The organism is Crossiella sp. S99.2 (assembly GCF_023094165.1).
Lineage (GTDB): Bacteria > Actinomycetota > Actinomycetes > Mycobacteriales > Pseudonocardiaceae > Crossiella.
Genome location: NZ_JALMDK010000005.1, coordinates 224,418 through 239,912, shown reverse-complemented (window position 1 = coordinate 239,912; position 15,495 = coordinate 224,418). Strand labels below are relative to the sequence as shown.

16 protein-coding genes are annotated in these 15,495 nt (G+C 72.3%); 4 read left to right on the top strand and 12 right to left on the bottom strand.

The genetic code is table 11. From position 1 onward, the window contains the following. Positions 1-4 precede the first annotated feature (4 nt). Entirely contained in the window at positions 5-577 is a 573-nt protein-coding gene (locus MZC64_RS20855) for a TetR/AcrR family transcriptional regulator (protein ID WP_247758692.1), read from the top strand. Between the two features lie 133 nt (positions 578-710). Here the strand turns inward: MZC64_RS20855 and MZC64_RS20850 are convergent, their stop codons facing one another. From MZC64_RS20850 to MZC64_RS20830, 4 genes are all read right to left on the bottom strand, one after another. Continuing rightward, a complete protein-coding gene (locus MZC64_RS20850) occupies positions 711-1,967 on the bottom strand; it encodes a Gfo/Idh/MocA family protein (protein WP_247758693.1) in 1,257 nt (418 codons plus the stop codon). Between the two features lie 45 nt (positions 1,968-2,012). Then, positions 2,013-2,894: a spermidine synthase gene (locus MZC64_RS20845; RefSeq protein ID WP_247758694.1), complete on the bottom strand. Its 882-nt coding sequence runs from the start codon at positions 2,892-2,894 to the stop codon at positions 2,013-2,015. A 302-nt stretch (positions 2,895-3,196) separates the two neighbouring features. Continuing rightward, positions 3,197-5,224 (bottom strand): alpha/beta fold hydrolase, encoded by a 2,028-nt coding sequence (locus MZC64_RS47935; protein ID WP_282105633.1) that lies wholly within the window; start codon positions 5,222-5,224, stop codon positions 3,197-3,199. A 132-nt stretch (positions 5,225-5,356) separates the two neighbouring features. Then, positions 5,357-5,980: a maleylpyruvate isomerase family mycothiol-dependent enzyme gene (locus tag MZC64_RS20830; protein ID WP_247758695.1), complete on the bottom strand. Its 624-nt coding sequence runs from the start codon at positions 5,978-5,980 to the stop codon at positions 5,357-5,359. 42 nt (positions 5,981-6,022) lie between these two features. On the opposite strand from MZC64_RS20830, the gene MZC64_RS48750 reads away from it, so the two are divergent. Then, positions 6,023-6,643: a CGNR zinc finger domain-containing protein gene (locus MZC64_RS48750; protein ID WP_308301043.1), complete on the top strand. Its 621-nt coding sequence runs from the start codon at positions 6,023-6,025 to the stop codon at positions 6,641-6,643. On the opposite strand, the gene abc-f is transcribed toward MZC64_RS48750, so the two are convergent. Further along, positions 6,618-8,237 (bottom strand): ribosomal protection-like ABC-F family protein, encoded by a 1,620-nt coding sequence (abc-f, locus tag MZC64_RS20820; protein WP_282105631.1) that lies wholly within the window; start codon positions 8,235-8,237, stop codon positions 6,618-6,620. The two genes, MZC64_RS48750 and abc-f, sit on opposite strands and share 26 nt — an antisense overlap. A 91-nt stretch (positions 8,238-8,328) precedes the next feature. Here abc-f and MZC64_RS20815 point away from each other — a divergent pair, with 91 nt between their 5' ends. Together MZC64_RS20815 and MZC64_RS20810 are read left to right on the top strand one after the other, a co-directional pair. Beyond that, positions 8,329-8,946 carry a TetR/AcrR family transcriptional regulator gene (locus MZC64_RS20815; protein ID WP_247758696.1) on the top strand — a complete coding sequence of 206 codons (618 nt, stop codon included), beginning with the start codon at positions 8,329-8,331 and terminating at the stop codon, positions 8,944-8,946. A 9-nt stretch (positions 8,947-8,955) separates the two neighbouring features. Further along, a complete protein-coding gene (locus MZC64_RS20810) occupies positions 8,956-9,876 on the top strand; it encodes a LysR family transcriptional regulator (RefSeq protein WP_247758697.1) in 921 nt (306 codons plus the stop codon). A 7-nt stretch (positions 9,877-9,883) separates the two neighbouring features. On the opposite strand, the gene MZC64_RS20805 is transcribed toward MZC64_RS20810, so the two are convergent. From MZC64_RS20805 to MZC64_RS20775, 7 genes are all read right to left on the bottom strand, one after another. Then, entirely contained in the window at positions 9,884-10,507 is a 624-nt protein-coding gene (locus MZC64_RS20805; protein WP_247758698.1) for a DUF2567 domain-containing protein, read from the bottom strand. Then, positions 10,507-10,716 carry a hypothetical protein gene (locus MZC64_RS20800; RefSeq protein WP_247758699.1) on the bottom strand — a complete coding sequence of 70 codons (210 nt, stop codon included), beginning with the start codon at positions 10,714-10,716 and terminating at the stop codon, positions 10,507-10,509. The genes MZC64_RS20805 and MZC64_RS20800 overlap by 1 nt, the downstream gene beginning before the upstream one ends. A gap of 37 nt (positions 10,717-10,753) precedes the next feature. Then, positions 10,754-11,794 (bottom strand): biotin synthase BioB, encoded by a 1,041-nt coding sequence (bioB, locus tag MZC64_RS20795; protein WP_247758700.1) that lies wholly within the window; start codon positions 11,792-11,794, stop codon positions 10,754-10,756. 74 nt (positions 11,795-11,868) lie between these two features. Continuing rightward, positions 11,869-12,732: a hypothetical protein gene (locus MZC64_RS20790; protein ID WP_247758701.1), complete on the bottom strand. Its 864-nt coding sequence runs from the start codon at positions 12,730-12,732 to the stop codon at positions 11,869-11,871. Then, positions 12,732-13,451, bottom strand: coding sequence for a dethiobiotin synthase (bioD, locus tag MZC64_RS20785; RefSeq protein WP_247758702.1), 720 nt, complete (start codon positions 13,449-13,451; stop codon positions 12,732-12,734). The genes MZC64_RS20790 and bioD overlap by 1 nt, the downstream gene beginning before the upstream one ends. A 48-nt stretch (positions 13,452-13,499) precedes the next feature. Beyond that, positions 13,500-14,777, bottom strand: a complete 1,278-nt coding sequence (locus MZC64_RS20780) for an adenosylmethionine--8-amino-7-oxononanoate transaminase (RefSeq protein WP_308301042.1) — start codon at positions 14,775-14,777, stop codon at positions 13,500-13,502. A 9-nt stretch (positions 14,778-14,786) separates the two neighbouring features. Then, complete coding sequence (locus MZC64_RS20775) at positions 14,787-15,440, bottom strand: Crp/Fnr family transcriptional regulator (RefSeq protein WP_247758703.1); 654 nt, start codon at positions 15,438-15,440, stop codon at positions 14,787-14,789. Positions 15,441-15,495 lie beyond the last annotated feature (55 nt).

Here is a 15,495-nt window from a genome sequence, read left to right as displayed (position 1 = left end):
ACCCATGTCTTGGGAGCCGCCGCTACGTGCGGATGCGGAACGCACCCACCACGCGATCCTGCGGGTGGCCGATCGCTTGCTGAGCGCGGATCCGACGACCACAGTGCAGCAGATCGCCGACGCAGCCGGAGTGGCCCGCACGACCGTGCATCGCCGGTTCGCCACCAGGGAGGCCCTGGTGGCGGCGATGATTGACGCCATCATGGCCCAGGTCGAGGGCGCGATCAATGCCGCCCGCACGGAGACCGCGCCGCCACTGGTCGCTTTGCACCAACTGACCGCGAACCTGGTGACGGTGCAGAGCGTCTGGCGGTTCACGCCGAACAGGCAGGCGCTGGCCGATTCCCGGGTGCTGACGGCGGAGGAACAGGTCCGCGGCAAGTCGCAGGCGCTGTTCGAGCGGATCACCGCGGCCGGGCTGCTGGATGCCGCGGTCTGCCGGGATTGGCTGACCCGGGTCTACTACGCGTTGCTGCGTGAGGCGGTGCGGGAACGCGCCGAGCGCGGCACCGATGTCGACGAACTGGCCGACCGCGTTGTCACCACACTGTTCCACGGCCTGGGCCGTCGCGGGTGAGCCGCGGGGCACGGCGGCCGGGGCCGCCGTGCCCACCCCCAGGCTCCCCTGCCGCCAACACTCTCGCACCGGTGCGGCGGGACCCCTCCCGCTGTGAGGTGAACCCGTTCCCCCTCGGGAGTGAGCCTTGCCGTCAGCCGAAGCTGCGGCACCGGCGGCTGCTCGCCGCTTCGGCCACCGTGTCCAGCAGGCAGTGCAATCCGACCGCCGTGGTGAAGTCCGGGTCTTGCGGTGTCCCGGTCCGCACCGCCCGCACAAGTTCCGCGTACAGGCGGGCCACGCCCTGTGCGGGACCCGCCGGCACCGCGGCCACCCCGCTCCGATAGCTCTCCGGCACCGGAAGCACCTCCAGTGCCGACAGCAACTCCAGTGTTGCGGCCGTTCCCCACGACGGGAGCTGGCCCGGCACGGCGAGCACAGTCGATGGCCTGCCATCGGCTCGCGTTCCGGTCACCCGCAGCGCGGCCGCCTCGAACCCCTCGCCCTCATCCGGCGACGTGACTGCCCCCGGCTCAGCCATTGCCGTGGCGGGCGAGGCGATTCTTGCCTCCGCTGAGACGGTTGGTGTCCGGCTGGCCATCGTGCTCGGTCTGCCACGCGAGCCCCGGGCCAGCAGCACGGTGGACTCCTGTTCGCCGATGCGACCTGGGCACACCAGGATCAGTGCTCCGCGACGGCCCTGTACCTCCATGCGGAAGCCGGTGCCACCGGGAGCGCCGGCCTGCAGGTGCACGGAGAGGGCGACGCCGGATTCCAGGAGCCCCTGGACGAGCACCTGGTCCGGGGAGATCACGCCGGGGCAGCGGGTGGCGAAGGTCGCGGACAGTTCGGCGAGTTCGCCCAGGCAGAAGCGGAGGATGTCCAGGGCCTGGCCGCCATCGCCGGTGAGCAGGGACTCGCCGACCGAGAATTCCGGTGAGGTGGCGGGCGCGGCGCTCAGGGTCACGCCGAGCACCTCGCCGATTTCGCCGTGTGCCAGGAGGTCCCGGACGAAACGCACGCCCGGGTCGGCTCGGCCGCGCAGGCCGACGACGTGATGGACGCCGGATTGGGCGGCCAGGGTGCGGAGTTCGATGGCGGAGTGGACGTTGGTGGTCAGGGGCCACTCGCAGAAGACGTGTTTCCCGGCGGACAGCGCGGTGCGCACCAGGTCGTCGTGCCCGGGGACCGGACCCGCGATGGTGACTATGTCGACCTGGCGATGGGTGGCCAGTTCGGTGGGGCTGGTGCAGGTGAACTGGGCGCCCCACTGGTCGGCGACGGCGGTGGCGGGCTGTTCGGGGTCAGCCACTGCGAACAGGTCGATGCCGGGAAGTCCTTGCAGCGCAGGGAAATGCGCGCGGGTCGCCCAGCCCCGCGCCAGCTCGGCGCCGATCACCCCAACTCGCATAGCCCTACTCATGCAAGCAGCATGAAACCTCCAGTGAACTGGAGGTCAACCCCCGAAGGCGCGTTTGGGCGGCACCGGGGCGACCATGGGCGCGGTGTCGGTGATGGGTTCGGCGCCCGCGCACAGCTTGATCAGGTCGGCATCGGCCACACACCGTGCCGGGAAGGCCGCCGAGTGCACCCGGGTGGTGATCTCCGCCACCGGGAGGTCCGCGGTGGAGCCGACCAGGACCAGGTTGCCGAAGCGGCGACCGCGCAGCACCGCGGGTTCGGCGACCAGCAGGACCTGTGGGAAGACCAGGCGCAGAGTGGCCACGACACGACGGGCGAACTTCAGGCCGGGGCCGTCGGTGACGTTGACGATCACGGTGCCGTCCGGCCGGAGCACCCGGGCGATATCTCCGACGAACTCCTGGGTGGCCAGGCCGCCGGGCATGGAGGCGCTTTGGAAAGCGTCCAGGACAACAAGATCCGCCGAGTCGTCGCGCCGCGTGGTGACTCCCTCCCTGCCGTCGCACACCCGCACCCGCAGGGCTGGGACGGTGCGCAACTGGAGGTGTTCGCGGACCAGGTCGATCAAGTCGCCGTCGGCGTCGAAGACAAGTTGCCGCGAGCCGGGGCGGGTGGCCGCGATGTAGCGGGGGACGGTGCAGCCACCGCCGCCGATGTGCAGAGCGTCCAGGGCTTCTTCGGGCTGGCCGAGACAGTCGATGACGTCACCGATGCGGCGGACGTAATCGAATTCGAGGTGGGTCGGGTCATCAAGGTCCACATAGGACTGGGCGACACCGTCGACGCTGAGCAGCCAGCCATTGGGCCAGTCGAGATCGGCGAGCAACTCGGCCATGCCGAACCGCACCGGATACTGGCCGGGCACCGGGCCACGCACCACGCTCCGCTGCCCCTTGGATTCCCGCCCGCGCCGCATCCAGCCCCGTCCTCGATTACCACCTGGCCAACCCGCCAACCCTAACCTCCGGTGCAGGAGGGAGTGGAGGGTGGCGCAGAGACGAAGGGCGGGGCGGGAGCCGGGACGGTGTGGCGGATCGAGGCGGGAGCCGGGACGGAGCGGGACGGGACGGCGAGGCGGGGTCAGGGCGGCAAGGCAGGGTCAGGGCGGCAAGGCAGGGTCAGGGCGCGGCAGGGCGGCGGCAGGGCCGGAACTGACTCCGCGCACCGAGCCGGGGCACGGGGCGCCCGGCCCGGTGGATGCGGTGCGGCTCGCGCGGGCTAGGTGGCGTTCGGGAAGGTCGCGGTGAAGCTGGTTCCGTTGATCTCGCCGCGGATCTTGAGCAGGGGTCTGGGGTGGAAGGGGTTCCAGCGCAGGGTGAGCTGGGTGGTTGTGGCGCCCTGGGTGACGGTGAGGGTGGCGGTTGCTTCTTCGTTCAGGGCGGGGATGGTGATCGTGCCGGTGACGGCGGCGTCGGTGACGTGCTGGACGTTGTCCAGGCGGATCTGGGGGTTCTCGTAGTGGATGGTGCCGCCGCGGACGCCGGGGAGTTGTTTGCGGCCCGCCTGGAGAGCGGTGTTGGGGTTTCGGCGGGACAGGGCGTCGTTGGCGGTGGTCAGGGCGACCGCGAGGGCGGTGCGTTGGGGGCGGGTGAGGGTGGAGGCTTGGGGGGCGGGGAGGGTTTGGGTGGTGCGGGGGAAGTGGGCTTGGGCCTGGTAGGTCTCGGCGGTGCAGGTGGGGGTGGGTTTGGCCGGGGAGGTCAAGAAGGTGCGGACTGCCTGGGCGGCGCAGGGGGTGTAGGCGTAGTTGGCGATGCTGGGGACGTGCTGGCCGAAGGGGATGATCAGGGCCCGGCCTTGGGGGACGGCGGCCGCCAGGGTGCGGGCTGCCTGGTCGCCGCCCAGGTCCAGCTGGCCGCCGATGGCGAGCAGGGGGACGTTGGGGAGGGTGGCGCCGAGTGGGATCAGTGGGGTGGGACGTGGGGTGGGCCAGTTGGCGCACCAGTCCTCGGTCCAGCCGAAGGCACCCATGACCTCGGCGGCGGTCACCGGGCGTTCCGGGTTGGCCTGGCGGTAGCGGGCCAACTCCGCGCGACGGGCTTCCGGGGTGGCGTTGCGGGAGAAGGGATAGCTGCTGTCGGCGCACCAGTAGGCGAAGAACGGTGCGGTGAAAGGAGATCCGCGGGGCGGGAGGGTGGGGCCGGTGGCGGCCAGGCGGTGCAGTGGGGCTGGGTCGTCGGTGAGGTAGGCGTGGATGGCGGCGTTGATTTCGCGGCCTACCGAGGGTTCGCCGGGTTTGGCGATGATGTCGTTGAGGGCGAACAGCGGGAGCTTGGGGTCGGGGGTCGCGCGGAGGCGGGCCATCAGGGCGGACCAGCGGCTCACGGGGGTGCCGGGCAGGGCTCGGCAGGCCGGTGACGGGGTGCAGATCGCGGTGAGCTGGGTCGCGGTGATCTTGAGGCGGTCGTTGAAGGTGTCGCCGGTCGCGTAGCCGTCGGGGCCCACCGGGGTGCTGCTGTCGGAGATGATCGCCTTGGTGCGCTGGGGAAAACGGACGGCGTAGGCGGTGGCGTCGCGGGTGCCGTAGGAGGTGCCGTAGGGGATCAGGGCCGGGATGCCCAGGGCGGTGCGGACGGCTTCGACGTCGGTGACGCGCTGGTCGGTGGTGAAGAACTGGATCCGGGGACCGATGCGGGTGGTGCAGTCGGTGAAGGTCTGGGGTGTGGTCAGGTCCAGGTCGGGGCAGGCGAAGGGGGCGGCCTGGCCGAAGCCTCGGCGTTCCACGGCGAGGACGTCGAAGTTGGCCGATTCGGCGCCCAGGGCCCGGCGGTGGCCTTGCACGGCGCCGCCGAGGGAGGACGCTGGGCCGCCGCCCAGAGCGAGGACGGTGCCCGCCGCGGGGCGGGACTGGTCGGTGCGGGGGTAGTAGGTGAACGGGATGGGGATGCGTTCACCGGTGGGGTCTGACCAGTTGAGGGGGACTTCGAGGGTGCCTTCGCACTGCTGGGTGGCGGTGGCGCAGGGGTGTGTGGGAGGAGAAGTGGGTGGGGACAGGGCAAGGGCTGTGGTTGCGGGTGAGCTGGGGTTCGCGGCGGTGATGGCGGTGAGGTGCGGCGCGGCGGCGGCTGTGATGGCGAGGGCGGCGGAACTGGGGACGGTGGCGCCTGGGACGGCGGTGGCGGCGGGACCGGGGCCGGTGGTGGCGGGGCCGGGGATGGTGGTGGGTTGAGGTGCGGCGGTGGCCATTGTGGGCAGGGTGAGGGCCAGCAGGGTGGCGGGCAGGATTGTGCGGATTGTGTTGGGGCGCATGGAGACCTTCCCTTGGTGTGGCTGGAAGGTATTCACGCTGAGGGGGCGGGGGCGTCAACCTGGGGTGCCAGGTCTGGGGTGGTACCTGGGTTGCAGGCGAGGGTGGGGGTTGTAGGCAGGGCGGCGGGGGAGTTAGGGCCAGGGGTTGAGGGTTGGCAAGGGGGTGCCGTCGGTGGTGGTCACCGGAGTGGGTGGGACTCGGCCGGCCAGCCAGGCCGCGATGGCGGTGGGGGTGCCGTGCAGGGGGACCGGGTGCGGTAGGCGGGGTTGCAGGTAGGTGGTCAGGTAGGTGGTGAAGGCTGGGGTCCAGTCGGTGGGGGTGTAGTCCAGCCGTAGGTCTGTGGTGTGGATTTCTGTTTCGCGCCACCAGGCCAGGGCCGTGTCTTCCAGGGTGCCGTTGCGGTAGCTGACTGGGCGTTGCCAGTCGGTCGGGGTGGATCTGTTCCAGGTGGCGCCCAGGGTGTCCAGGGACTGGTGCAGGGCTGGGAGCAGGACTTCGGGTGGGTGGTGGGCGCCTGCCTCGATGGCGGCGTCCCGGGCTGGGCGGCCGCCGTCGTAGACCTCGATCTGGGCGTCCCGGTAGGCGTATTCGGCCTGGCGGGTGAAGGCGGCGGCCAGGTTGGTCAGGTGGACGACCACGTGGCCGCGGGTCCAGCCGGGGAGGGCGGAGGGGGCTGTGGTGTCGAAACCGGTGCGTACCAGGGCGCGGAGGCGGTTGTTCGCGGTGTGCAGGCCCTGGACCAGATCGGGGGTCATCGCTCTCCTAATGGGTTTTGGATAGTTAACCATTAGGGTGGGGTGGTGGGCAGTGGTGTGGTGGTTGTGGCGTTGGCGAGCACGATCCGGCATGACGGGCGTGGTGGGGTGGCTGACGACCTCGGGGACCTGGACCGGTATCGGCGTTGGTTGCGGGATCCGGACGCCGATGAGCTGGGGCGACTCGCGTTGGTGGGGTTGCGGCGGGCGGTGCGGTCGCTGTTCGCGGTGCTGGTCGCGCCGGAGCCGCCGAGTGCGCCGGATGCGAGTCGGCTGTTGCCGGTGGCGGAGGCGGTGGGGCGGATCAACGCGGCGGTGTTGCCGACGCGGGCTGTGCTGGAGTGGGGGGATGAACCCGTTGCGCGGGTGGAGGTTGCGGGGCTGGGCGCTGCGGGGGTGGCGGTTGCGAGGACGGACGGTGTGGGGGCGGACGCTGCGGAGATAGGCGTTGCGGGGGAGGCGGTTGTGCGGGGTTTGGTTGTGGTGGATGGGTTTGCGCGGGCGGCGGTGGAGTTCTTGGGGTCTGCGGAGCGGTTCGGGCTTCGGGTTTGCCGGGGGCCTCGGTGTGTGAAGTACTACCTGCGCGCGCATCCGCGGCAGGGGTGGTGTTCGCCTGCGTGCGGGAATCGGGCTCGGGTCAGCCGGCACTACCACCGGCGGTGAGGCGGCCCGCGGTCAGTTCGCGTTGGGTGCCAGTGAAGTTGGCGCGCAGGCGGCGGTCGTGCGAGACGATGACCACCGCGCCGGGGAACTGGGCCAGGGCCTGTTCGAGGTCCTCCACCAGGGACAGGGCGAGGTGATTGGTGGGTTCGTCCAGCAGGAGCAGGTCCCAGGGTTGAGTGAGCAGGCGGGACAGGGCCAGGCGGCGGCGTTGGCCTGCGGAGAGGGCGCCTACTGGGACGTGCAGGTCCTGGGGGCGGAACAGGCCGAGGGCGAGCAGGGGGCTTGCGTGGTCTTCAGCGGGGCCGGGGCGGCCTTGGGCGTAGGCGGCGAGCAGGGTGGCATGGGGGTTGGGGGTGGGGATTTCCTGTGGCAGGTAGCCGATTCGGCCTCGGCGGTGGACTTGGCCGGTGTCGGGGGTCAGATCCGCGGCCAGGACTCGGAGCAGGGTGGATTTGCCCGCTCCGTTGGGGCCGTGGATCAGCAGGCGGTCCTGGGCGGCGATGGTGAGGGTGTCGATCTGGAGGCGGTTGGCTACCCGGATTCCTTGTAGGGACAGGAGATCGCCGGTGGCGCCGCCGGTCAGGGCCACGCTGAAGGCGAGTTGGTCCGGGGGGCGGGGCACGGGGGTCTCGTGCAGGCGGCGCAGGCGTTCCTGGGCGTTGCGGACCCGGCTGGAGATGGAGCTTTGCACCCGGCCCGCGTCGCGGTCGTAGGCCATCTTGTTGCCGTCCTTGATCGCCCGGCCGGGGGCGACCCGGTGCGCGGTGACCGTGGCGGCGACGGTGAGCTGCCGGATGTCCTCGCACCAGGTCTCGAAGTCCTGCTCCCAGCGGCGGCGGGCGGCGGCGCGTTCGGCCAGGTAGCCGGAGTAGTCCTGGCCGTAGCGGGTGACCTTGGCCTGGTCGGCGTCGACCTCCAGGATCACCGTGGCGACCCGGTCCAGGAACACCCGGTCGTGCGAGACCACGACGATCGTGCCGTGGTGGCCGCGGAGCTGGTCCTCCAGCCAATCCAGGGCCTGACCGTCGAGGTGGTTGGTCGGCTCGTCCAGCAGCATCAGTTCCGGGGCCGCGGCCAGCAGGCAGGCCAGGCCCAGGCGGGCGAGTTCGCCGCCGGAGAGGCTGCCCAGGGTGCGGTGCCGGTCGAGCTGGGCCAGGCCCAGGTGGTGGATGGCCTTGTCCACCCTGGCATCGGACTCGTAGCCGCCGCGCAGCTCGAAGGCGGTGAGCAGGTCGCCGTACTCGGCCAGCGCGGCGGGTGCGCGCAGATCCGCCTCCAGTTCGCGGAGGCGGGACTCCATGGCGCGCAACTCGGCCAGGGCCGCGTCGATGGCCGCGGCGACCGTCGCGGTCGACGGCAGGGCGGTGACCTGGGCCAGGTGGCCGATGCCGTTGGCCTGCGCGATCACCTCGCCATCGTCGGGGGCTTCCAGCCCGGCCAGCAGGCGGAGCAGGGTGGACTTGCCCGCGCCGTTCTCGCCGACGATGCCTGCCCGCTCGCCGGGCCGGATCGAGAAGGACACGTCGTCCAGCAGCAGTCGCTCGCCGTAGGACTTGCGCAGGCGGCGGGCGGTCAGCTGGGTGGTGTTCGTCAAGCAGTACCTCCGAGTCAAATGCAACTGTTGTTGCGTTAGATGTAGAGTGGCATACTTCCGAGCACTAACGCAACCGGAGTTTCATTTGACTGTGGACGAGACCACCCCGGGCACCGTCCGGCCCGGCGGGCGCACCGCCCGGACCAGGGCCGCGGTCCGCGATGCCACCCTCGCCGAGCTGGCCCGGCACGGCTACCAGGGCCTGACCGTGGAGAACGTGGCCGAGCGCTCCGGCGTGCACAAGACCACCCTCTACCGCCGCTGGGGCGGGCCGGACGGACTGGTGGTGGACGCCCTGGAACTGGCAGGCGAGGACGACTGGCGCCCGCCGGACACCGGCTCGCTGGCCGGTGACCTGGCCGAACTGGCCGGGCAGGTGTACGGCACCTTCACCGACCCGGCCCAGGCCGCCGCGCCCTCGGCCTTCGTCGCGGCCGCCTTCGACTCCGAGCGCGCCGCGGCCGCGTTGCGGCGGTTCTACGCCGACCGGCACACCCGTTCCGCCGAGGTCGTCGCGCGCGCCGTCCGCCGGGGCGAACTGCCGGCGGGCACCGACGGTGCGGCGCTGGTCCGGGCGGTGACCGCGCCGCTGTACTTCCGGTTGTTCGTGACCAGGGAGCCCCTGGACGAGCCGCTGACCGCCCAGGCGGTGGCCGCCGCCCTGGCCGCGGCCAGGGCGGGCGTGTTCACCAGCGCCGCAGGTGCGTAACCTCGGAGGGTGCGTGCGGAGTTGTTGGACCCGATCGCGCTGCGGACCTTCGTGTCGGTGGTCGAGCACGGGTCGTTCACCGGGGCTGCCTCAGCCGGTGGCTACACCCAGTCAGCAGTGTCCCGCCAGATGGCGGCTCTGGAAGACCTCTGCGGCGTGGAGCTGTTCGCCCGGATCCCCCGCGGTGTGCGCCTGACCCCGGCCGGGGAGTACCTGCTCCCCCATGCCCGGTCGCTGCTGGACCGGCTCACCGACACCGCCAGGGCGCTGGACGCGATGCGCACCCTGGACGCGGGCTGCCTGCGGATCGGCGCGTTCGCCAGCGCCAACGCGGCCCTGCTGCCCGGTGCGCTGGCCCGGTTCCGGACCGCCTATCCCAAGATCACGCTGACCCTGCGCGAGGGCACCACGGAACGGCTGCTGCCCCTGGTAGAGGCCGGTGACCTGGATCTGGCCGTGGTCAGCACGCACAAACGGCCGAGCCTGGATGTGCCCGGCGCGGAGCTGCTGCCGGTGCTGGAGGATCCGCTGCTGGTCGCGTTGCCGGTGACGCACCGGCTGGCCAACCGGCGGCGGGTGCCGCTGGCCGAGCTGGCCGGGGAGAGCTGGATCGTGGCGGACACCCCGGAGGCCCTCGGCGCGCTGAACGCGACCTGCGCGAGTGCCGGGTTCACCCCGGACACCCCGCTGCGGGTGGCCGAGTGGACCGCGAAGCTGGGCCTGGTCGCCGAGGGGCTCGGGGTGACCATCGTGCCCGGCATCGCGGCCGGCCGGACCCCGGCGGAGGTAGTGCTGCGGCCGATCACGCCGGATCCGCCGCGGCGCGCGGTGTGCCTGGCGGTGCCGCGGCACGCCCGCCGCTCCCCCGCGGTGCTGGCCTTCCACGCCGAACTGCGGGCCAGCGCGGCCGAGCTGCGCCCCGCGGGCTGAACCGGAGCTAGCCGAGCCTGCGGCCCAGGTCGTCCATGCCGTTCCAGGCCGCGCACGCGCCGTAGACCACGATGAAAGCCAACGGCTGAGCCAGGATCGCGGTCAGGTGCACCGCGCCGGGCGCCACCGTGTAGACGTCGCCGAGCTGCACCGAGGTGGGCAGGTCGTACCAGAAACCGGTGAACAGACCGCCCATCAACGTGGCCAGGTAGGCCGCCAGCGCCGACCCGGCGGTGGCCGCGATCATGACCACCGGTCCGCGCCGCCGGCGCAGCAGCCAGACCACCGCGCCGGTGATCACGCCCGCGGCCAGGGTGAGCAGCACGAACACCGCCAGCGAGTCGAACTGGTGGTTGGAGTCGCCGGGCAGCGCGGGGGTGCGGCCGTTGGTGGCGACCTGCCGCTGGATCGGCGGGGCCAGCAGCGACCACAGCAACGCCACCGGGATGCCGATCAACGAGATCAGCGAGGCCATGCTGATCGCGGGCAGCAGATCGGGCTTGACCACCACCCGCGGGATCGGCCGGGGCATCGGGAAGGGCAGGTACGCCTCTTCCGGCAGCTGGCCGACCGCGCCGCCGGGCTGGATCCGCAGTGGGTCCGCCCGTCCGGGCAGTGGGGGCTCGTTCATCACAGCCGACCTCCCTGGCCGCCCTCGGTGGAACCGTGCACGCTGCACTTCGCCGACCAGCCCGCCGGGCTGACCTGCACGATCATCCGGCGCGCGCACTGCGGGCAGAACCGCGGCGGGTCGATGGCCCGCCGGGCCTGGCAGACCCGGTGCTCGCCCTCGATCTCGGGTTTGCCGCAGATGTCGCAGAACAAGGATGTCTGGGTCATCGCCGTCGTGGTGGGAGGCGTGTCAGTCGGGGGCGTGTCAGAACGTGTCATTGAGCGCCTTGATCGGCATGTTCAGCTCTTCCAGCATGTCCAGGTCGCTGCTGGCCGGCCTACCCAGGTTGGTCAGGTAGTTGCCGACGATGATCGCGTTGATGCCGCCCAGCATGCCCTGCCTGGTGCCCAGGTCGCCGAAGGTCAGCTCGCGGCCGCCGGAGAAGCGCAGGATGGCGCGGGGCAGCGCCAGCCGGAAGGCGGCCACGGTGCGCAGCGCGTCCGAGCCCTCCACGATGGAGAAGTTCTCGTACGGGGTGCCCGGCTGCGGGATGAGGAAGTTCATCGTGCACTCGTCCGGGTTGACCTCGGCGAGCTGGGCGGCGAACTCGGCGCGCTGCTCGACGCTCTCGCCCATGCCGATGATGCCGCCGCAGCAGACCTCCATGCCCGCCTCGCGCACCATCCGCAGGGTCTCCCAGCGCTCCTCCCAGGTGTGCGTGGTGACCACGTTGGTGAAGTGCGACTTCGCCGTCTCCAGGTTGTGGTTGTACCGGTGCACCCCCATCGCGACCAGCTCGTCGACCTGTTCCTGGGTCAGCATGCCCAGCGAGCAGGCGATCTGGATCTCGATGCCGGCCGCGCGGATGGCCTCGATCCCGGCCTTGACCTGGGCGAGCAGTCGCTTGTCCGGTCCGCGCACGGCGGCCACGATGCAGAACTCGGTGGCACCGGTGGCCGCGGTCTGCTCGGCCGCCTTGACCAGGCCGGGGATGTCCAGCCAGGCCGAGCGCACCGGCGAGGGGAAACGGCCGGACTGGGAGCAGAAGTGGCAGTCCTCTGGGCAGCCGCCGGTCTTGAGGCTGACGATGCCCTCGACCTCGACCTCCGGCCCGCACCAGGCCATCCGCACCTCGTGCGCGACCTGGAGCAGGTCGGCCAGGCGCTCGTCAGGGAGCTGCAGGGCGGCCAGGATCTGCGCTTCGGTCAGCCCCTCGCCGCGTTCGAGCACCTGCTCACGGGCGATGTCGAGGATGTCCCGCTCGCCCGCGTCACGCGCGGTGGCCTGTTTGGCGGCTGTGGTCACCGTGTGTTCCTTCCCGATGGACGCTCGGTCGGCTCATCCTGCCTTACCGGGGCCGCGGTGTGGTGCGGCGTACCTCACGTACGAGGGTCCTGGACGCCTGTTCCGGAGTCGCGGATCCGGGCCCGCCTGCTGCGGGTCGCCGTGCCCAGCAGGGCGCACAGGGCCAGCCCGAGCAGGCACCAGCCGACGATGCGCACCCCGCCCGGCGGGTTGGCCGCGATCAGCAGCAGCACGCCCGGCGCGATGAGCAGCACCAGGACCAGGCCGAGGCAGCCCAGGTCCAGCCGGCGGGCGGAGTCGCCGAGGCCGAGCGAGGCGGCGCTCGCGGCGGCGGCCAGGGCCAGCAGCGCGGCCCCGCCGACCGCGCACCAGACCCGGCCGGTGTGACTGCGGCCGGGGTCGAAGGCGGCCAGCCAGAGCAGGGACAGGCCGGGCAGCGCGAGCAGGCCGATCGCGGCGAGCGAGCAGCCGATCCGGTTGGCCGCGGGCACCGGCTCCTCGGCCTTGGCCGGCCCCGGCGGCAGTCCGTTGACCTGGCCGTTGCCCGGCTCGACCGGCTCGGCCTCGCCGCGGTTGAGGATGGCGCCGAACATGACCATGACCCCGGCCACCACCAGGATCCAGCCGACGATGCTGATCCCGGTGTCCGCGCCGAGCAGGGCGAGCAGCAGGCCAGGGCCGGTGAGCAGCGGCAGGCCGAGGCCGACGCAGCCCAGGTCGTAGCCGGGGCGCTTGCCGTCGCCGATGTCCAGGGTGACCAGCAGGCCGGCCACCGTGGCCACCAGCAGCACCGCGGCCCCGATGGTCTGCCAGATCCGGGTCGAGGGATCGGTGGTGTGGAAGACCGCGGCCCAGAGCAGATAGGCGGCGGGCCCGGCGAGCAGGAGCAGCAGCACGACCGCGCAGCCGGGTGATTTCCGGGCCGGGGGCCGGGGCATCAGGTGAGCCCGTGCCGGACCGTGAACTCGGCCGCGTCGAACTCCCCGCCCAGCTCGGGCGCGAGGCAGCGCCGGGCCAGCAGCAGGAAGTCCTCCTCGTGGTACTTGCCCGCGCCCTCGGGCAGCACGCCCAGCAGCGGCACCCCGGTGACCTCGGGCAGGTCGGCCAGGTTGTGCCGGCAGGCCAGGTCGGGCTGGTGCGGCCAGCTGCCCACGACCAGGCCCTGGCAGATCAGGCCACGACGGCGCAGCGCCTCCACGGTGAGCGTGGCGGTGTTGAGCACGCCGAGTCCGGCCGAGGCGACCAGCAGCACCGGCGCGCCGAGCGCCCAGGCGGCATCGGCCAGGGTGCTGCCCGCGGTGTCGAAGCGGACCAGCAGCCCACCGGCGCCTTCCAGCAGCACCAGGTCGTGGTCGGCGTCCAGTCCGGTCGCGGCGGCCGCGATCTGGGCGGGCCGGACCGGGGGCATCCCGGCCGCGCGGGCGGCGGTGGCCGGGGCCAACGGTTGCGGGTAGCGGGCGAGTTCGCGCGCGGTGATGGCACCGGTGAGGCGGACCACCTCGTCGATGTCACCGGGTTCGTTCGGCCCGACCCCGGTCTGCGCGGGCTTGAGCACGGCGACCCGTTTGCCCTCGGCCCTGGCCAGCGCCGCGACGGCCGCGGTGACGACCGTCTTGCCGACCTCGGTACCGGTTCCAGTGATCACCAGCACGGTCACGTCTGTGCACGCTACTCAAGCGCTCGGACGGGCCCGATCGGGGGAGGGCTACCCGGCGGCCGCCGCGGCGCACATGGCGGTGGTGATCCGCTGGACGTCGTCGTCGGTGCTGACATACGGCGGCATCGCGTAGACCAGGTCGCGGAACGGGCGCAGCCACACGCCCTCGGCGACCGCGGCGGCGGTGGCGGCCCGCATGTCCACCTGATGGTCGAGCTGGATCACTCCGATGGCGCCGAGCACCCGCACATCGCGTACCCCGGGTAGTGCCCTGGCCGCGGCCAGGCCCTTGCCGAGACCGGTTTCGATCCGCCGGACCTCGCTCGCCCAGTCCTGGCTGAGCAGCAGGTCGAGGGAGGCGCCGGCGACCGCGGTGGCCAGTGGGTTGCCCATGAAGGTGGGGCCGTGCGCGAGCACCGGCAGCTCGCCCCGGGAGATGCCCTCGGCGATCCGCTCGGTGCACAGCGTGGCGGCCAGGCTGAGGTAGCCGCCGGTGAGCGCCTTGCCGAGGCAGAGCACGTCCGGGCTGATGCCGGGGTGGTCGGCGGCGAAGAGCGCGCCGGTGCGGCCGAAGCCGGTGGCGATCTCGTCGAAGATCAGCAGCACGTCGTTGGCCAGGCAGAGTTCGCGCAGCACGTGCAGGTAGCGCGGGTTGTGGAAGGCCATCCCGCCCGCGCCCTGCACGACGGGTTCGACGATGACCGCGGCCAGGGTGTCCGCGTTGTCCTCGATGGCATCGGCCAGGTGCTGCACGTAGACCGGGTCGAGGTCGGCGTCGAAGCCGCGCGGCGGGGCGTCCACGAAGACCTGCTCGGGCAGGATGCCGCGCCAGAGCATGTGCATGCCGCCGTCGGGGTCGCAGACGCTCATCGGCTGGAAGGTGTCGCCGTGGTAGCCGCCGCGCCAGGTCAGCATGCGGCGCTTGTCCGGGCGGCCCAGGGAACGCCAGTACTGCAGGCACATCTTGATCGCGACCTCGACCGAGACCGAGCCGGAGTCGCACAGGAACACGTGCTGCAGCGGGGCCGGAGTGATCTCGACCAGCTTCTGCGCCAGCCGGATCGCGGGTTCGTGGGTGAGGCCGCCGAACATGACGTGGCTGAGCTTGTCGGCCTGGGCGTGCAGGGCGGCGTCCAGCACCGGGTGGCGGTGGCCGTGGATGACCGCCCACCAGGAGGACATGCCATCGATCAGTTCCCGCCCGTCGGCCAGGGTCAGCAGCACCCCGCGCGCGGACTCGACCAGCAGTGGTTCCTGGGTGCCGGGCATCGGCCCGTAGGGATGCCACACGTGCCTGCGGTCGAGGTCGAGGAGTTCCTGGCTCACCCGGGCACCCTAACCAGCGCGGGCGGCCAGTAACTCGGGTGCGAGCAAGCGCACGGCGCCGGGTTCGACCTCGATCAGCCCGTCGGCGGCCAGCGCGCGCAGGGCCCGGTTGACGGTGACCCTGGACAGGCCGAGGTGTTCGCCGAGGCCCTGTTGCGCGCCGGGCAGCAGCACCCTGGCGGCGCCGTCGGCGGTGCTGAGCAGCCAGGCGGCGATGCGGGCCACGGCGTCGGCGCTGTGCGTGCGGACCAGGTCGTCCTGGCGCTGCCGGACCTGGGCGGCCAGGTGGGCGAGCACGTGCCTGCGGGCCGCGGGCACGTCGTCGAGCAGGGTCAGCAGGTCCGCGGCGGGGATCAGCAGCACCTGGACCCGGGTGGCGGCGGTCCAGGTCGCGGTGTGGCCGCCGCCGTCCAGGACCGCGGTCTTGTCCACGGCGCAGGGCGCGCGGAACTCGCCCAGGCGCAGGCGGCGGCCGTCGGCGGTGTCCCGGGTGGCGGTGAGCGTGCCGGTGCGCAGCACGATCAGCGCGGTGGCCGGTTCACCGTGCCGGGCCAGGGTTTCACCTGCCTCGACGGTGCGGGACCGGCCGCGGGCGGCCAGCTCGGTCAGCCGGGCCGGGTCGGTCCCGGCGAACAGCGGCACCTGGGCGAGCGGGTCGGTCATGGCGGCAGTATCACGTGATACAGCGCCGGACGCCGCCCGTCCCGCAGGCTACGGC

What these genes read in the sequence shown, in the direction of transcription:
- MZC64_RS20855 (WP_247758692.1), top strand. Translation starts at nt 5, where the DNA reads ATGTCTTGGGAGCCGCCGCTACGTGCGGATGCGGAACGCACCCACCAC.
- MZC64_RS20850 (WP_247758693.1), bottom strand. Translation starts at nt 1,967, where the DNA reads ATGCGAGTTGGGGTGATCGGCGCCGAGCTGGCGCGGGGCTGGGCGACC.
- MZC64_RS20845 (WP_247758694.1), bottom strand. Translation starts at nt 2,894, where the DNA reads ATGCGGCGCGGGCGGGAATCCAAGGGGCAGCGGAGCGTGGTGCGTGGC.
- MZC64_RS47935 (WP_282105633.1), bottom strand. Translation starts at nt 5,224, where the DNA reads ATGCGCCCCAACACAATCCGCACAATCCTGCCCGCCACCCTGCTGGCC.
- MZC64_RS20830 (WP_247758695.1), bottom strand. Translation starts at nt 5,980, where the DNA reads ATGACCCCCGATCTGGTCCAGGGCCTGCACACCGCGAACAACCGCCTC.
- MZC64_RS20805 (WP_247758698.1), bottom strand. Translation starts at nt 10,507, where the DNA reads ATGAACGAGCCCCCACTGCCCGGACGGGCGGACCCACTGCGGATCCAG.
- MZC64_RS20800 (WP_247758699.1), bottom strand. Translation starts at nt 10,716, where the DNA reads ATGACCCAGACATCCTTGTTCTGCGACATCTGCGGCAAACCCGAGATC.
- MZC64_RS20790 (WP_247758701.1), bottom strand. Translation starts at nt 12,732, where the DNA reads ATGCCCCGGCCCCCGGCCCGGAAATCACCCGGCTGCGCGGTCGTGCTG.
- MZC64_RS20775 (WP_247758703.1), bottom strand. Translation starts at nt 15,440, where the DNA reads ATGACCGACCCGCTCGCCCAGGTGCCGCTGTTCGCCGGGACCGACCCG.